The organism is Mycobacterium sp. 29Ha (genome assembly GCF_032883055.1).
GTDB classification, from domain to species: Bacteria; Actinomycetota; Actinomycetes; order Mycobacteriales; family Mycobacteriaceae; genus Mycobacterium; species Mycobacterium gallinarum.
The window spans coordinates 164996-181664 of the sequence record NZ_JAMQTI010000008.1 but is presented as its reverse complement, the minus strand read 5'-3'; the positions used below and the strand labels follow the sequence as shown (position 1 = coordinate 181664).

The 16669-nt window shown below is 64.0% G+C and carries 17 protein-coding genes; 9 read left to right on the top strand and 8 right to left on the bottom strand.

The genetic code is table 11. From position 1 onward, the window contains the following. Positions 1-3: 3 nt before the first annotated feature. Both M1248_RS12940 and M1248_RS12935 read right to left on the bottom strand, forming a co-directional pair. Complete coding sequence (locus tag M1248_RS12940) at positions 4-1224, bottom strand: cytochrome P450 (protein WP_317148599.1); 1221 nt, start codon at positions 1222-1224, stop codon at positions 4-6. Positions 1225-1247: 23 nt separating this feature from the next. Then, entirely contained in the window at positions 1248-2402 is a 1155-nt protein-coding gene (locus tag M1248_RS12935; protein WP_317148598.1) for a thiolase family protein, read from the bottom strand. Between the two features lie 143 nt (positions 2403-2545). On the opposite strand from M1248_RS12935, the gene M1248_RS12930 reads away from it, so the two are divergent. From M1248_RS12930 to M1248_RS12920, 3 genes are read left to right on the top strand one after another with little or no spacing between them, the layout of a single operon-like run. Further along, the gene (locus M1248_RS12930) at positions 2546-4042 is read left to right on the top strand and encodes a fatty acid--CoA ligase family protein (protein WP_317148597.1); all 1497 of its coding nucleotides are present in this window, start codon (positions 2546-2548) and stop codon (positions 4040-4042) included. An 11-nt stretch (positions 4043-4053) separates the two neighbouring features. Beyond that, complete coding sequence (locus M1248_RS12925; RefSeq protein WP_317148596.1) at positions 4054-4353, top strand: hypothetical protein; 300 nt, start codon at positions 4054-4056, stop codon at positions 4351-4353. 2 nt (positions 4354-4355) lie between these two features. Beyond that, a complete protein-coding gene (locus tag M1248_RS12920) occupies positions 4356-5243 on the top strand; it encodes an alpha/beta hydrolase (protein ID WP_317148595.1) in 888 nt (295 codons plus the stop codon). 56 nt (positions 5244-5299) lie between these two features. Here M1248_RS12920 and M1248_RS12915 read toward each other — a convergent pair whose 3' ends face one another. From M1248_RS12915 to M1248_RS12905, 3 genes are read right to left on the bottom strand one after another with little or no spacing between them, the layout of a single operon-like run. Further along, positions 5300-6247, bottom strand: coding sequence for a class I SAM-dependent methyltransferase (locus tag M1248_RS12915; RefSeq protein ID WP_317148594.1), 948 nt, complete (start codon positions 6245-6247; stop codon positions 5300-5302). 46 nt (positions 6248-6293) lie between these two features. Next, complete coding sequence (fadD12, locus tag M1248_RS12910) at positions 6294-7916, bottom strand: acyl-CoA ligase FadD12 (protein ID WP_317148593.1); 1623 nt, start codon at positions 7914-7916, stop codon at positions 6294-6296. 5 nt (positions 7917-7921) lie between these two features. After that, positions 7922-8728 (bottom strand): 1-acyl-sn-glycerol-3-phosphate acyltransferase, encoded by an 807-nt coding sequence (locus tag M1248_RS12905; protein WP_317148592.1) that lies wholly within the window; start codon positions 8726-8728, stop codon positions 7922-7924. Positions 8729-8846: 118 nt separating this feature from the next. Here M1248_RS12905 and M1248_RS12900 point away from each other — a divergent pair, with 118 nt between their 5' ends. Continuing rightward, entirely contained in the window at positions 8847-10232 is a 1386-nt protein-coding gene (locus M1248_RS12900) for a wax ester/triacylglycerol synthase family O-acyltransferase (RefSeq protein WP_317148591.1), read from the top strand. A 30-nt stretch (positions 10233-10262) separates the two neighbouring features. Then, a complete protein-coding gene (locus tag M1248_RS12895; RefSeq protein ID WP_317148590.1) occupies positions 10263-11276 on the top strand; it encodes an NAD-dependent epimerase/dehydratase family protein in 1014 nt (337 codons plus the stop codon). A 75-nt stretch (positions 11277-11351) separates the two neighbouring features. On the opposite strand, the gene M1248_RS12890 is transcribed toward M1248_RS12895, so the two are convergent. Further along, positions 11352-12590 (bottom strand): amidohydrolase family protein, encoded by a 1239-nt coding sequence (locus M1248_RS12890; protein ID WP_317148589.1) that lies wholly within the window; start codon positions 12588-12590, stop codon positions 11352-11354. A gap of 148 nt (positions 12591-12738) precedes the next feature. Between M1248_RS12890 and M1248_RS12885 the strand changes: the two genes are divergently transcribed. Next, positions 12739-13350: a TetR/AcrR family transcriptional regulator gene (locus tag M1248_RS12885; RefSeq protein WP_317148588.1), complete on the top strand. Its 612-nt coding sequence runs from the start codon at positions 12739-12741 to the stop codon at positions 13348-13350. An 85-nt stretch (positions 13351-13435) separates the two neighbouring features. Further along, the gene (locus tag M1248_RS12880) at positions 13436-13588 is read left to right on the top strand and encodes a hypothetical protein (protein WP_317148587.1); all 153 of its coding nucleotides are present in this window, start codon (positions 13436-13438) and stop codon (positions 13586-13588) included. 15 nt (positions 13589-13603) lie between these two features. On the opposite strand, the gene M1248_RS12875 is transcribed toward M1248_RS12880, so the two are convergent. Together M1248_RS12875 and M1248_RS12870 are read right to left on the bottom strand one after the other, a co-directional pair. Continuing rightward, entirely contained in the window at positions 13604-14104 is a 501-nt protein-coding gene (locus M1248_RS12875; protein ID WP_317148586.1) for a DinB family protein, read from the bottom strand. A 26-nt stretch (positions 14105-14130) separates the two neighbouring features. Next, entirely contained in the window at positions 14131-14769 is a 639-nt protein-coding gene (locus M1248_RS12870; protein WP_317148585.1) for a TetR/AcrR family transcriptional regulator, read from the bottom strand. Between the two features lie 112 nt (positions 14770-14881). Between M1248_RS12870 and M1248_RS12865 the strand changes: the two genes are divergently transcribed. Together M1248_RS12865 and M1248_RS12860 are read left to right on the top strand one after the other, a co-directional pair. Then, positions 14882-15883 carry a Rieske 2Fe-2S domain-containing protein gene (locus tag M1248_RS12865; protein ID WP_317148584.1) on the top strand — a complete coding sequence of 334 codons (1002 nt, stop codon included), beginning with the start codon at positions 14882-14884 and terminating at the stop codon, positions 15881-15883. Between the two features lie 73 nt (positions 15884-15956). After that, positions 15957-16667: a spirocyclase AveC family protein gene (locus M1248_RS12860; protein ID WP_317148583.1), complete on the top strand. Its 711-nt coding sequence runs from the start codon at positions 15957-15959 to the stop codon at positions 16665-16667. Positions 16668-16669 lie beyond the last annotated feature (2 nt).

The following is a 16669-nucleotide window of genomic DNA, read 5'->3' as shown; positions in this document are numbered from 1 at the left end:
CGGTCAGCCCAAGCGGGGACCGGGGGTGAATGTCACCGGCAATTTCCGCACGGCGTACACCTCGCCCGCGTCCTCGAACAACTCTGGCTCGTCCGCGAGCTGGAAGTCTGGCAGGCGCTTGAGCACCTGCGTCACCATGACGTCGAACATCATCTTGGCGTAGTGGGATCCGAGGCAGCGGTGCATCCCGACCCCAAATGCCATCTGCTTCTTGGCATTCGCACGCGACAGGTCCAACGTGTCGGGATCCTCGAACATCGCCGGGTCGCGGTTGGCCGCCGCCCACATCAAAATCGCCCGGTCGCCCTTGCACAGGGGTTGTCCGTGAAATTCGGCGTCTCGGGATACGGTCCTGGCCAGGCCCAGGGTCGGGGTGTATAGCCGCAGTAGCTCGTCGGTGCCCTTCTTGACCAGACTCGGATCGTCGATGAACTGTTGGCGCAGTTCGGGATCGCGGCACAGTCGCACCAGCACATTGGCGGTGAACCCGCTGGTGGTATCCATGCCGCCGAGCATCATCAGGACCGTGTACATGGTGATCTGGCCGTCGTCGAGAGGCTTGTCGTTCAGCGTCCCGCGAAGGATGTCGCTGAACAAATCGTCGCCAAGGCCCTCGGCCCGGCGCTCCTCCATGTGCTTGACGATCTCGCCGAACATCTCCATGCCGGCGATACCGGCCTTCTCAGGGTCGTGAGCGCGATCGTGCACGGTGCTGTGCACCCAGTGCACCCAATCCATATGCCGCGACTCGTCGAACTTCATCAACCGCAAGATCAACCGGGCCGGCAGCGGCGTGGTCAACTCGCCAACGAGGTCACATTCGCCCCGCTCGATGAACTCGTCGATGGCCTCGTTGGTCATCTCGATGGCGGCGTCTCGGAATCGCTCCGCCGAGCCCGGTGAGAACCGCTTCAGGGTGACCTCGCGCAACTCCTGGGTTTCCGGCGGATCCGACTCGATCGGCAGAATCGGTAGCGGCAGCTCGCTGGCGGGCACGCCGACCGACGGGAACGAGTTGAACAGGTCGTCGTCGCGGGCGGCCTCGAACACCGATGCGTAGTCGACGAGCGCCCAGAAACCCTCGTAATGATCTGAATGTGCTACCGGACAACCTGATTCGCGCATCTCGCGGAACGTGCCGTAGGGGTCTTCGCGGAACTCGGGCGAGTGGTGGTCCAGGTCCACTTCAGCGCGGCGCTGAGCTTCGGCCTGAGTGTCGGTCATTGGCACTACTCCCTTTCGTTGGGCTACCTGGAGAGGATGGCGACCGCCGCGGTACCCGGCGCCCCGTAGAGCTGAGCCAGAGCCACCCGCGGATCGTTGGGTACTTGGCGATCGCCCGCTGTCCCGCGCAGCTGGTGTACCAATTCGAAAACCTGCCGCAAACCGGACGCACCGACCGGCTCTCCGTTGGCCAGCAGGCCGCCGTCGGTGTTGATGGGCAGCCTGCCCCCGATCTGGGTTGCCCCGTCAGCGAGTAGGGCCTCCTGTTCGCCGTCCTTGCACAACATGGTCTCTGCCATGTGAATGACTTCGGAGCCGGAGTCGGTGTCCTGCAGCTGCGCGATGTCGATGTCCTCCGGGCCTATGCCCGCAATCTCGTAGGCGGCCTTGGCGGCCTCGGCGGTGGTGCCGGGAACGATGGGCAGCTCGATGGAGGTGCGCAGCAACTCGTAGGCACCCTCGCGGCGGCTGCGCAGTGCGCTCGACCGTAGATAGATCGGGGTGTCGGTGTACTTCTTGGCCACATCCGCACGGCAGACCACCACCGCGGCGGCGCCTTCATTCGGATTGCAGTACATGTACTGCCGCAGCGGGGCATTGACGACCGGCGAGGCCAGGATCGCCTCCTCGCTCATCGGTTTGCGTCGCCAGGCGTTGGGATTGCGTGCCCCGTTGTCGAAGTTCTTGGCGGCGACGCGAGCCAGTGTCTGCTCGGTGATGCCGTGGTCATGCATGTAGCGCATGATCTTCGTGCCGAAGTAGTGAGTGGTCAGGAACATGCCTTGGTCGCCGTACCACTGCGGCAGCCCGGACACCGAGGGGTCGGCGCCGAACGCGCCGCGGGGATGTTTGTCGAGCCCCACGCCGACCGCGATCTCCGCCTCGCCGAGCTGGACGTCTCGGGCCGCCAGCGTCAGCAGCGAGTTCCCGGTTGCGCAGCCACTCAACGTCGCACGCGCGGGCAACCCCGTCATGCCGACCAGACCCGTGACCGCTTCCGGGTTGGCCACCTCCAGGCTGCCCGCATAGAGGCTGCCGACGTCGGCGAAGTCCACGCCGGCGTCGCGTAGAGCTCTGCTTATCGCGACTGCGCCCATTTCCAGCGCCGAGCGGTCCTCGTATCGTCCGAACGGGTGAAGGCCGACGCCGATGATCGCGATATCGGGCGTGCTGCTCATTGCGCTCCTTCTGAATCTGCGCGCGGCTGATCTCATTGATCGGAGAGGTGCGCCTGAATTTGACGTCCGTAAGTCTATAACTATATACCTGATTCTCAGGCGGGAGTCTAGAATCGTCGTACTCGCGAGTGAAGGCTGAGGCGTTGAGCATTTCGTTGCTGCTGGAGATGGCGGTTTCGGGGGAACCCGACCGTTTGGCGCTGGTGGACGGTAACCAGCGGTTGACCATCGGAGAGCTGAGCGAGCTGGCCGACGGGGGAGCGGGGGTGGTCGCCGCATCGGGTGCCGAGCACGTCGCCTATGTCGGACCCGGCGGCATCATGGCGCCGCTGCTGATCTTCGCCTCGGCTCGAGCGGGGACGGCGTACACGCCGATCAACTACCGCTTGAGCGCCGAGGGCATCCATGAGCTGATCGAACGGCTGCCGGCGCCGCTGGTCGTCGTCGACGGTCGCTACCGCGACGTGGTTGGCGACGTCGGCAAGCTGGTGATGGACTGCGACGAGTTCCTGGCCGCGGCGCGCACCGCAGAGCCGGCCGCGGAGTTCGCGGATCCCGACGACGTCGCGATCGTTCTCTTCACGTCAGGAACCACGTCGAAACCGAAAGCCGTCGAGCTGTCACATGGAAACCTGACGAGCTACATAACCGGCACTGTCGAATTCGGCTCGGCCGATCCCGATGACGCGGCGCTGATCTGTGTGCCGCCCTATCACATCGCCGGCGTCAACGCAGCGATATCAAACCTCTACGCCGGACGAAAGATGGTTTACCTGACCAATTTCGAAGCGCGCGAGTGGATACGACTGGTCGCCGACGAAAAGGTGACAACGGCAACGGTTGTACCGACGATGCTGGACCGCATCGTGACCGCGCTTGAGCAGGAACCAATCGAGTTGCCGTCGCTGCGCAACCTCGCCTATGGCGGGTCGAAGGTGGGACTTCCTCTGGTACGCAAGGCACTCGACCTGCTGCCCAACGTCGGATTCGTCAACGCCTACGGCCTCACCGAGACCAGCTCGACTATTGCGGTGCTCACGCCCGACGACCATCGCGAGGCGCTCGGTCACGCCGACCAGCGCGTTGCGAAGCGGCTCGGTTCGGTCGGCCGTCCGGTGCCGGGCGTCGAGGTCCAGATCCGCGACGAGAACGGTCGTGTCCTCGGGGCTGGCGAGCCCGGGGAGCTCTACGTGCGAGGCGAGCAGGTGTCTGGCAGGTACACCGGCATCGGATCGGTGCTCGACGACGAAGGCTGGTTTCCCACCAAGGACATTGCGACGCTTGACGATGCTGGCTATTTGTTCATCACCGGGCGTTCCGACGACACCATCATCCGCGGCGGTGAGAACATCGCACCCGCCGAACTGGAGGATGTGCTCATTGAGCATCCCCAGGTGCACGAGGTGGCCGTGGTGGGTGTGGAGGATCCGCAGTGGGGCCAGGCCATCGTGGCTGTGGTGGTTCCTGCGGCGGGCGTCGACCCCGATCCCGAAGAACTGCGTTCCTACGTTCGGAAATTCCTGCGAGGATCACGGACCCCGGACCGCGTAGTGTTCCGCGACGAGTTGCCAACTAACGCGACAGGCAAGTTGCTGCGCCGGCAGATCGTCGACAGCTTGAGCGCTACCGCCGAAAAGTAAGGGAAGTCAACATGATCAAGAACGGCACTCGCCTGCAAAGCCAGGTGTGTGACACGCAGGTCATCGTGGTCAGGGCCGCCGACAGCCTCGACGACCTGCGGTGCGGTGGGCACGAGATGGTAGCCATGGACGCCGAGAAGTCCGGCGGCGCACCTGATCCCGCCTTCTCCGACGGCAACGCGATGGGCAAGCGCTACGTCGACGAGTCGGGCGCCGAGGTACTGGTGACGAAGGCGGGAGCGGGCACGCTGAGCGTGGGGGAGACGCCACTGAGCCTCAAAGAGGCGAAGCCGCTGCCGGCCAGCGACTGACGATGGCGATTCAGCAAGCGACGCTCAGCATTCCGTCCGGCGACGTCACGATGATCGCGGACGGGTACGGTGATCCGGCTGATCCGCCGGTGGTGCTTCTGCATGGCGGTGGCCAGACCCGGCATTCGTGGAAAGCGACCGCGGCAGATCTCGGCGGGCAGGGTTGGTACGCACTGACCGTCGATCTACGCGGGCACGGTGACAGCACGTGGTCGCCCGACGGGCGGTACGGTCTCGACCGTTTCGCGAGTGACGTGATCAGCATTGCCGAGTTCCTCGGCCGCCCACCGGTGCTCGTCGGCGCGTCGCTCGGCGGCAATGCCTCCCTGGCGGCCATCGGCGGCCGGCCCGACCTCGCGCTGGGCCTGGTCCTGGTTGACGTGTCGCCGTTTCTACAGCCGTCCGGGACGAGCCGGATCCGCGACTTCATGGTCTCGCACGCCGAAGAAGGTTTCGGCTCGCTTGAAGAAGTTGCTGATGCTGTCGCGGCCTATGTTCCTCATCGGCCCCGTCCGCGCAATCTTGATGGCCTGCGAAAGAACGTGCGGTTGCGCGACGGACGGTATTACTGGCACTGGGATCCCGCATTCATGGGATCGCCGGAAGACCAAGCGGTGCAACGTAACCAACTTATCGATCCCGCGTCCCTCGGCGCGGCTGCCAGCAGCCTGCGATTGCCTACACTGCTCGTGCGCGGCGGCGAATCCGACGTCCTCAGTGTCGACGACTCGATTCGATTCCTGGAATTGGTGCCGCACTCAGAGTTCGCGACTGTCGTCGGCGCGCACCACATGGTGGCCGGCGACGACAACGCGGTTTTCGAGAACGTGCTCGGCGACTTTCTCGAGCGGCGGGTTCGGTCTCGACTGCGATTGCTGGACGGGCGGTAGACGAGTTGTGACCAACTCGTAGGTGAATGCCGAAGTTGTCCGCGTGGACGGCGGAATCAGGATGCCCCGGAAATAGCTTCGACGAACACACTTTCCGGGACGGCGTCATCGAGACCGGGCGGGACAGCCCGATTGTTGGACGCCATCAGGTCGGGTGCGCTGGTCGCGGTAGTGACAACCCACCCGTGCGTGCGCAGCCAGTCCACAACCTCCGTGCGTTCCTCCTCATACAGCAAGTTGCCGGATTCGGTGATATCCCGTCCCCCGAGTTTCGTCGCCGCTGCCCGATAGCGATCCATCTGCTCTTCACGACGCGCGAAGCTCTCCTGGCTGAAGAAGTCGTTGGTGAAGGCCTCCACCGCGACGCGACTTCCCGGCGCGCTGAGCGATTGGATGCGGTCGAACAGCAAGTCCTGGGCATCCGCAGTCAAATAGGGCAGCAGGCCTTCTGCCAACCACGCCGTCGGAATCGATGGATCGAACCCGTAGTCCGCCAATGCTTTTGGCCAGTCCAGACGCAGATCGATGCCGACGCTGACATGCGACGCGATCGGGGTGACCTGGTGGGATTCCAGGGTGCTCGTCTTGAAAGCCAACACCTTGGGTTGGTCGATCTCGTAGACCACACAGCCGGCGGGCCAGGCCAGCCGCCAGGCACGGGCGTCCAGCCCGGCAGCGAGGATCACGGCCTGTCGGATGCCGTCGCCGGCCGCCGCGGCAAAGTACTCGTCGAAAAACTTCGTCCGGCATGCCGTGTAGCCCAGCATCGCGTGCATGCGCTCGGTGAATTGGGGATCGAGATCGGCTATTTCGGCCGGCAACTCGGTGTCCAGATATATCCGCCAGATGCCATCGCCTGCCGCTTCGAGAAACAGGTGTGCGTAGGGGTCGCTGATCAACGGATCAGCGCTGTTGGTCTCGGCTGCCCGTCCGCCGGCGACTCCTAATGCGGTCGCGCCGACGCTCTCATTGATGTCCCACGTGTCGTCGTCAGTTCTAGCCATAGCGCGAGCATATACGAAACTTAGCACTACTTACTAAATGAAGCGGTCAGGATTCAATGAGTGCCTGTAGTTCGCGACGGACAATTTTGCCCGTGCTGCTGCGGGGCAGATCGTCGAGCACTGTGATCGACCGCGGCACTTTGTAATTCGCGAGATTCTCGCGGACATGCTCCTTGAGCGTCTCCGCTGTGACAGAGGCTCCGTCGGCAAGCACGACGAATGCAGCCAACCGCTGGCCGTATTGCTCATCGTCGACGCCGAGCACCGCGGCCTCAGCCACCTCGGGATGCGCGGCCAGCGTCTTCTCCACCTCGATCGGGTAGATGTTCTCGCCGCCCGAAACGATCATCTCGTCGTCGCGGCCGACAACGAACAATCGCCCGTCTTCGTCGACGTATCCTACGTCGCCGGAATTCATGTAGCCGTCGTGAAAGTCCTTGGTGGCGCCCGATGTGTAGCCGTCGAACTGGCTGGAGTTCCGGACATAGATCGTGCCGACTTCCCCAGCAGGTTGTTCGCGGAAATCGCTATCGAGAATGCGGATGTCGGTTCCCGCTGCGGGTCTGCCCGCGGTGTCGGGCGCAGCACGCAGGTCCTCGGGTGTGGCCGTCGCGATCATGCCTGCCTCGGTGGCGTTGTAGTTGTTGTAGATGACGTCGCCGAACCGATCCATGAACTTGATGACGACGTCCGGACGCATCCGTGAACCCGACGCGGCCGCGAACCGCAGCGTGCGTCCGCTGTAGCGGGAGAGCACGTCCTCGGGCAGGTCGACGATGCGGTCGAACATGACTGGTACCACGCAGAGTCCAGTGGCGCGGTGCTCGTCGATGAGGGCCAAGGTCGCCTCGGGGTCGAACTTGCGGCGGGTGATGACGGTGCACGCCATGAAGGCCGCGAACACCAGTTGCCCGAAACCCCAGGCGTGGAACATCGGCGCGACGACCACGGCGGCCTCCTCGGCCCGCCATGGCGTCCGGTCGAGGATCGACTTGAGCTCTGCGGGTCCACCGCCGGAATGTTTGGCGCCCTTGGGTGAGCCGGTGGTACCCGACGTCAGAAGGATCAGCTTCGACGTCCGCCCGGTCGGCGAGGGGCGTTTTCCCGTGTACTCGTCGATCAACCCGGCGACTGTGAAACCGTGCGCGTCGGGATCATCCGTCCACGCCACGATCTTGGTCGCATCCGGACGATCGTTGAATGCCTGGGAAATGGACGGGCCGAATTCCTCGTCGTAGATGACGGCGTCGACCGCCTCACGGGCCACCACGTCGGCCAATGCCGGACCGGCGAACGACGTATTCAGCAGCAGAACATCCGCACCGATTCTGTTCGCGGCGATGAGCGACTGCACGAACCCGCGATGGTTGCGGGCCATAATCCCGATGACGCTGACTTCGCCGGGCAGGTCTTGCAGGCCGGCGGCCAGCGCGTCGCTGTGCTGATCGAGTTCACGCCAGGTCAGCGTGCCGAGTTCGTCGATGAGCCCGGGTCGGTCGGGGCAGCGTTGGGCGGCGATCGCGAAACCCGTCGCCACGGACATGCCCTCGCGTCGCACCGCACCTGCGATGCGCACATATCGGTCGGGCCGCATCGGGGCAAGTACGCGCGCGCGGGCGAAGGTGCTGACAAAGCCGGCGGTCTGGTTGAAACGTTCAAGGAGCGCCATTGGTCTCAACCGATCACTGGGAGTCGTCGTTCGGCGGCGAGCAGGTCGAGGGCCTCCTGCATGACGTGACGCACGTGGGCGTCGACCTGGTGGATGTCGGGGTCCTCGCCGAATTCCGCGACGACGTCGACGGGGGGCAGCACCTGGGTGACGATCTTGGTGGGTAACGGCACATTCACCGGCAGGATCATGCTCAATCCAAGGGGGAACCCCAACGAGATCGGCAAGATCTTTGCGCGCATCAACCTGTCCATTCGTGTCGCCTTGGCCAACCACTCGCCGCGGGACAAAAAGAGTTGGTTCTCCTGTCCGCCGATCGAGACCGACGGCACAATCGGCACGCCGGCATTGAGTGCGGCGCGGACGTACCCGGTGCGGCCGGCGAAATCGATCGTGTTCGCCGACAGCGTCGGCCGGTAGACGTCGTAGTCACCGCCGGGAAACACCACAACGACGCCGCCTGCGCGCAACGCCTCGTCGGCGTTGACGTGGCTGACCGGAATGAACCCGGTCCTCCGCAGGAGATCACCCAGCGGCGTGGAGAACATGATGTCGTGGGTCAGGGTGTAGACGGGCCGGTCGTAGCCGAACCTGGCGTAGAAGTCGGTGATGAAGACGGGCACGTCCATCGCGAACAGCCCACCCGAGTGGTTGGCCACCACCAGTGCACCACCTGGCGGAAATTCGTCGAGTCCCCGCACTTCGGCGCGGTGCCAGCCCTTGATCACCGGCCGGATGAGACCCGTCAACCGTTCGGTGAGACTCGGATCCCACTTCGTGAAGGCGGACGACTCGATGTCAGACGAAGTCACCTGACCCCCTTATATCGCAGAAATCGTTAGATATTTAATTATTATTCCTCTCGCGAGCCGGGTACCCGCTTACCGTGAACACGTCACATCGATGACCGATCCACGGCGAGGGAGGGTGTTGAAGAGGCTCGGAGGCTGGGACGCGGTCCTGCTGTACAACGAGACCCCCAACCTGCACCAGCACACGATGAAAGTCGCGGTCGTCGACGCATCGAAGTGCGACGATTTCGGTTTCGACCGCTTTCGTCAGACGCTCGCGCGACGGCTGCATCTCCTCGAACCGTTGCGGTACCAGCTTGCCGAGATTCCGGGCAAGCTCCACCATCCGATGTGGCTGGAGAACTGCGATGTCGATCTCGACTACCACGTTCGGCGGATGCAGATCAGGCCACCGGGGGGTCGTCGGGAGTTCGATGCGGCGATCGGCGAGGTGGCGTGCACCCCGCTTGACCGCAGCAGGCCGCTGTGGGAGTTCCATTTCGTCGAGGGCATGCCCGACAACCGGTTCGCCATCATCGGCAAGGTCCACCACGCGCTCGCTGACGGCGTGGCGTCGGCCAACCTGATGGCGCGCGCGCTGGACCTGCCCGGTTCCTCGCAAGCTGAACGAGACGATTACCGGCGGGACGCCTGTCCGTCCAATTCGCAACTGCTAGGTGCTGTCCTTCGCGATCACGTCGTGCTGCTCGGTGAGCTTCCCCGTCTGGTGTGGGACACAGCGAAGGGAGTTCGGCGGGTACGCCGCGAATCCAGGTCCGCCCCCGACCTTGCCCGCAACTTCCATCCGCCGGAGACCTTTCTCAACCACGTCGTTACCCCGGGCCGCACCTTCGCCAGCGCCACGCTCGACCTCGCCGAAATCAAGAAGATCGGCAAGGACCTCGGCGTCACGATCAACGACATGGTGCTGGCCATCAGCACGGGAGCGCTGCGCACCCTTCTGCTCAAGCACGACGGTCACGCAGACGAGCCCCTGTTGGCCGGGGTGCCGATGAGCATCGACACGTCGCCGGAGCGGATATCGGGGAACGCGATCGGCACCATCGTGGTGTCGCTACCGGTGCACGTCACCGATCCGCTGGACTGGGTGCGGCTGGCCCGGGTCGGCGCGACGATCGGCAAGGAGAACGCCCGCCTGCTCGGCCACGAGCTGGTGAGTCGCTGGGCGAGCTACGCTCCACCAGCCTTGACCGAGTGGGGTTTTCGCCGCATCGCGGTCAGTGGACCCAATAAGCTGGTCAACGCCGCCATCTCCAACGTTCCGGGGCCGCGCGAATTCGGCCGGATCGCGTGCGCCCCGATGGTGGAGCTCTATTCGGTAGGACCGCTCACGTTCGGCGTCGGAGTGAACATCACGGTCTGGAGCTACGTCGACCAGCTCAACATCTCGGTACTCGCCGACGATGTGACATTTGCCGATCCGCATGAAATGACCGACGCGATGGTCGACGCGTTCGGCATCATCCGGAAAGCGGCCCAGTTACGGACCGAGGCCGCGCGCTGACGGCGCGCGCCCCTAGCGAATACGACCATGATGGCAGGTTCGACGAAACTGGTGATCGGCGCAAGCGGGTTTCTGGGATCGCACGTCACGCGACAACTGGTGGAGCGTGGCGAGCGGGTGCGAGTCCTGTTGCGGCGCACCAGCTCGACCCTTGCGCTGGACGACCTCGAACTCGAGCGGCACTACGGCGACGTCTTCGACGACGCGGCGCTGCGCGGCGCGATGGCCGGCTGCGACGACGTCTACTACTGCGTCGTCGACACCAGGGCCTGGCTCCGTGACCCGGCCCCGCTGTTCCGCACCAATGTGGCCGGCCTGCGCCACGTTCTCGAAGCCGCCGTCGCCGCAGACTTGCGACGGTTCATCTTCACAAGCACCATCGGCACGATCGCTCTGAGCGAGAACGGACAAGCCGTCACCGAGGAAGAACCGTTCAACTGGGCGGACAAGGGGGGCGGCTACATTCGGTCGCGAGTCGGGGCCGAAAACCTGGTTCTGCAGTACGCCAGGGAACGAGCATTGCCAGCGGTCGCGATGTGCGTCTCGAATACCTACGGCCCCGGTGACTTTCAACCGACGCCGCACGGCTCACTGGTGGCTGCAGCGGCCGAAGGCAAGATGCCGGTGTACGTCAAAGACATGTCGATGGAAGTGGTTGGAATCGAGGATGCGGCCCGCGCGCTCGTCCTGGCCGCCGAAAAGGGCCGCGTTGGTGAGCGATACATCGTCTCCGAACGTTATATCAGCGCGTGCGAGCTCTATGGGACGGCGGCCGAAGCCGGCGGAGCGAAACCTCCGCGGGTCGGGATTCCGCTGAAAGTCATGTACGCGTTGGGTTTCGGCGGGGACATCGTCGCCAAGGTGCTGCGCCGCGACATGCTGCTGTCTACTCTGTCCGTGCGGCTCATGCACATCATGTCACCGATGGACCACGGCAAGGCCGAGCGGGAACTCGGGTGGCATCCTGAGCCGATCCACGACGCGATCCGCCGGGCCGTGGCGTTCTACCGAGCGCAACGGAGGCTCAGCCTGCCACGGAGGTAATCCCCCGCGGCTGCCGGCGCAGTAAGGACCGCATCGGTTTCGACACGCCTTGGGGCGCCTACGATCAGGGAGGCGTCAAGCGTGCGCGAACTCCGGTGGCTTGACGGCCTCAGGGTCGGGGTTGGCGATCGGCAGGCCCATGAATCGCCGGGCGTTGTCGCCCATGAAGTCGTAGGTGCGCCGCTTGTCCATCCCCTCGGCGTACTTCCAGTAGCCCCTTGGCTCGGCAAGGCCTTCGGGATGCGGCCAGTCGGAACCGAACATCACCTTGTCCCAACCGACGGTCTCCACGACGTCGGCGACGGAGCCCTCCCAGAACGGGCTGACCCAGCAGTTCCGTCGGAACACCTCGTGCGGGTGCTCAGGGAAGTTCTGCGGCATCTTGCCGTAGGTCGACGCCAGGTCGTCGAACAGCGGCTTGATCCACGCGCTGCCGTTCTCGACACTCGCGATGCGCAGCTTGGGGAATCGGGTCAGGGTGCCGTGGCAGATCAAACTGGTGATCATGTCGGCGATCTCGCGGTGACCCAGCGCCGTCCACTTGAACGCCGACATCTCGAATGCGCTGGCCGTGTCCGCCGGTTCCCACTTCTCGATGTACTCCTGCAGTGGCGGTTGGCTGGCGTGCAACACGATTGGCAGCCCCGCGGCTTCGACGTCGCGCCAGAACGGATCGAATTCGGGCAACGCGGGGGAGCGCCACCCCTTGTAGCCGTACACCGGAGCCGGCTTGATCAACGCGACCTTGGCGCCGTTGTTCAAGATGTACTCGAGTTCCCGGCGACCCTCCTCGACGATGCCGAGATTGATGACCGGCGTCGAGTAGATGCGGTCCTCATGGCTGAACCCCCAGTGTTCGAGCATCCACTGGTTGAGCGCATGGATGATCGCGGCGGTCAACTCCGGATCCTCGGCCGACGAGTGCTCGACGAGGTTGGCCAGCGTCGGGTAGTTCAGGCATGCGTCGACGTTCTGGCCGTTGAGTTCGGCTATCCGGTCTTCGGGATTGCGCGCGCCCGGCGGGGTATCGATGCCACGGCCCGACATCTCCCGCATGGTCAGCCCCTCAGGGTTCTGGCCGGAATAGAACTTCTCGTGCGCACCCGGTGCCGCGACGCGTTCGAACGTCGGGTTCGGCATGTAGTCGGTGATCTTGTTCAGGATCGCAATTCTGGTGTGCCGACCGATCTGAACGAACTGCACCGCCTTCTTGTACTTCTCGGGCAGGTACTTCAGCAGCGCGTCCGGCGTCTCGTACATGTGCTGGTCGGCATCGAAAATCGGTGCGTCGGTGAACTGATTCGGCTGCGTCATCGGTGGCCTCTCGCTGCTCTGACATCGGTCTTGCGTAAGAGCTTGGCGTAACTTGACGATTGTGTCAAGTTGTTTGGTTCCGATGGAGCAATTTACCCTATGAAGTGTAGTGATTGCACTTGACGATACTGTCATATAAGGTCGGCGCATGACGGTGAGTTCCGGTGTATCGGCAGTGGGGCAACTGGACGCCGGCCGCGGCGAGCGCACGCGTTCTGCGATTCTCGACGCGAGCCGTCGGTTGTTTCTGGAGCGTGGCTACGCCGGCACGCCGATCAACGCGATCACCGAGGCGTGCGGCATCTCGCGCGCCGGCTTCTATACCTACTTCAAGGACAAGCGGGAGATTTTCAATGTCCTCGGCGAAACGGCCTATCACGAAGCCCTCGCCGTCATTGCCCAGTGGGCTGATGCCGAGGACACCTTTGGTCCGGTCGAGATCTCGGCGTGGGTCGGCCGCTACTTCGACTACATGGACCACCATGGCGCATTCGTACTGGCGTCGGCACACTCGGCGCCCGACGACGACGCGTTCCGTAAGTCGCGCAACCGCATGGTCACTCGCGCGTCATGGAAGCTCGGCCAGGCGATCGCCGGTGACGGGGCGCACTCGCCGGACGTGATCGGCGTCGCGGTGATGGGCTTGCTGGACCGGGCCTGGCACACCGTGCACCGGCAGACCGTAGCCGTCGACCGCGACGAGATGATCGCAGTAGTCACCGAGATGATCGTGGCGATGACGCTGCCCACAACCGTCTAGCCAACCGATGATGCGGGTACAAAGTCAGAAGTGGGCGGCGTAGGTCGGCTTCGCGCCACTCATGTCGACACCGAAGGAGCACCACATGTCAGGCTTCGACACGAGCCAACCCATCACCGACGAGGCGTCCCTGCAGGGGGCCGACGCGGAAGAGCAGCAGGGCAAGACGTCGGTGGATCAGCCGTCCAAACCTGCAACACCGGAAGAGCTCGGTGACGCCACGCCCGGGCCGCGCTGACCGCTGAACCCTCGCTTACTCGAGGCGTCCGATGCGGCGGATGTCGCGGAGATGGTGGTGGCACTCGTGCCACGCACTTCTCGCGACGAGCGCTACCGCAACGCGTCGATGGTCAAGCGTCAGCGTTCGAACGGCCGCCGCCTCATCCAATGAAGTCAGCGCTTCGCAGAGGCGGCGAATCCGTCGGTCGAATTGTGTGAGCAGTTCGTCGGGATCGGCGTTGACGTATTCGGCCTGCGCGACAGATTTGTCGGGGTCCACCGCCGGAATATGCGGATTGTCTTCGGACACGGCACGTTCGATGAGCCAGCGATGAAACGCCATCGATTCGCGGAGGTGGCCCAGGTACTCGACCGGCGACCACACTGTCGGCGCGGGCCGGCGCCGGAGCTCGTCACCGGGAATTGATCGAATGCTGTCGCTGATTTCGATTTTCAACGATGCCAGTGCCGCGGGCACCTCTCGCGGCGGCGTTGCGGACTCGTCGAAATGACACTCGGTACAAATCTCTTCCATGCGTAGCTCCGCTGATTCCGTGCGGCTCACCGCGTTGCGATTGCGGCCGGGTCCGGATATATCGACGGGGCGGTGAGTCCAGTCAATACGAGCGCAACGACCTGGTTGCGGACCTCGTTGAAATCGGTGTCCCGGCGGCCCCGGATGCGTGTCTCAAGATGACGCACGGCGACAGCGTGGATGGCGAACGAGTCGAGTTCGGGCCGTGCGTTGGGCAGACTGCCGTCGGCCAGACCTGCCTCCAGCACGTTTCTCAGTACCTCGCGGTGGCGGGCGTAGGTGGCCTCTAACGCCGCTGCGATCCCCGGCGCCGCGGCGACGTCTGATGACATGAAGGCCAACGCGTCGCGAAATCGTGCCTCGTTCCAGCCGATACTCAGGTAGTCCTCGATCCAGGCGGCGACGGCCGCGGCGGGCGTGTCGGCGGCGTCCACCGCCCCTCTCAGGTCCGCCAGGATCAGGTCGCCCGCCCATTCCTGCATCGCGATGATGAGATCGTCCTTACAGGAGAAATGCCGGTAGAAGATCCGTCGGTTCACGCCGGCGGCGCGCAGGATGTTCTCGATCGACGTGGGTGTTCCGGTCGGGGAGCCGCCCTGGCTGATCAACCGATATGCGGCTCGCATGATTGCGTCGCGTTCCGACCGCCGGCCGACGTCAGGCATTTCGCTCTCCATCCCTGGGAATACCGTTCCCAAATTAACACGCAATTGAATGGGAACGCCATTCCCAGTAATGTGTGGCCGTACCGATTACGGCGAGAACTGGAGGAGTGACATGGGAGGCCTGCCAAGCATGCAGCCGACGGGATGGTTTCAGGTTGCCTGGAGTGCCGATCTCGCCGAGGGCGACGTCATGCCGCTCCACTACTTCGGCGTGGACCTCGTCGCATTTCGTGATCTGCAGGGCGCGGTCCACGTGCTCAACGCCCACTGCCAGCATCTCGGGGCCAATTTGTCCAAGGGCGGCTGCGTCGTCGAAGACGGTATTCAGTGCCCGTTCCACGGCTGGGTGTGGAACGGCGAGGGCCGCAACGTGCGGATCCCTTATGAGAACCGACCGAATCGGGGACGCAAGGTGCGGTCATGGCCGGTGACGGAACTCAACGAGTCCGTCTACATCTGGCACGATGCGTCCGGGCGTGCCCCGATGTGGGAGGTCCCCGACGGGCTGCGGGTGCTCGGTGACCACATTCACGATCGGGCGTACCTCCCGGTGGGAACCGAGGCGCGGGTCAAATTCTCCGGAATCCACGTGCATCCCCAGGTGATCGCCGAGAACGCCGTCGACCCCCACCACTTCCGGTTCGTGCACAAGACGCCGGTCAGTCCAACAGTGCTGCGCGAAGACGTCGATGACGTGACGTGGTCGGCGAAGGTCGGGTTCGGCCGACGATGGAGCGACGGCGTCGACCAACCGGGAGAAACCAAGAACACCTTGGAGATCTATTGGTCGGGTATCGGCATTTCGTTCAACGGCGAGCACACCCGCGAGGGCTTCCGGGTGATCGCGATCTGCGCCACTCCCGTCGACGATGAGAGGTCAGACATCTTCTCCACCTATTGGATCGACGAGGCCGGCGGCAACCACGAAGAACGTTTGAAGGCGGCCCAAGCGGCGCTACCGGACGACATCGCGATCTGGGAACACCAGATCTACATGGATCCGCCCGGCTTGACGACCTCCGAGGCGGCGGGCTTCAAGCAATTGCGCACCTGGGCGCGCAGCTTCTACCCCGAAAGCGCGGAGCCCGTCGCCGCGGCGGCGGGTGTCCGTTGACCATGGGCGTAGAGGCGACCATCTCGAATCCCGGTGAGCAGTCATGAACGCCGCGAACTGGTTTGAGCTAGTCATGAGCATCGCCTTCGTGGCGCTGTTGGTGTGGGTGGTCATCGACACCCGCCGCCGTGGCGAACTGGGTCTGGTTGGGCTGCTGGCGATTGCCGGGTTCAGCATCTTCTGGCAGGAGTTCTACGCCGACTGGGGCGCCTATCTGCGGTGGTCTTCCGACTACCACATGCTGCCGTGGGGGTCGACGACGTGGACCACGCCGGACAAGCCCGCGATGAACATCGTCTCCTACCCGGTCTTCATGACCGCAGCTTTCCTTTCGATGCTGGCACTGCAGAAGTGGGCCCGCGGGCGATGGCCCGGTGTGCACCCGCTCGTGCTCAGCCTCGTCACGGCAGGGCCGGTGCTGGTCGGCTTCAACCTGGTCATGGAATACGTCTCGGTGGAAACGTTCGGGCTGTGGACCTACGTCGACACCATCGGACCGGTCCTGCATTCCGACGCCGGCACAATGCCGCTGCTTTATCCCAACATTCCGTTCGGACTATTCGGCGCAATCACCGCGTTTCTCATCGGCTGGACCAACGACGAAGGGCGACCTCGCTTTGAGGCGCTCATCGCCAAACCCGGCTTGCCCCAGGGAATCAAGCGCGACGTCCTGCGCGCACTGGCGTGGATTCTCACCTTCAATGTGACGTACTGGCTCTTCTTGATCACACCTACCATCGTGCTGCGGCTGACGCTGGGCGAGCCCTCCGCCCTGGTGCCCTGACG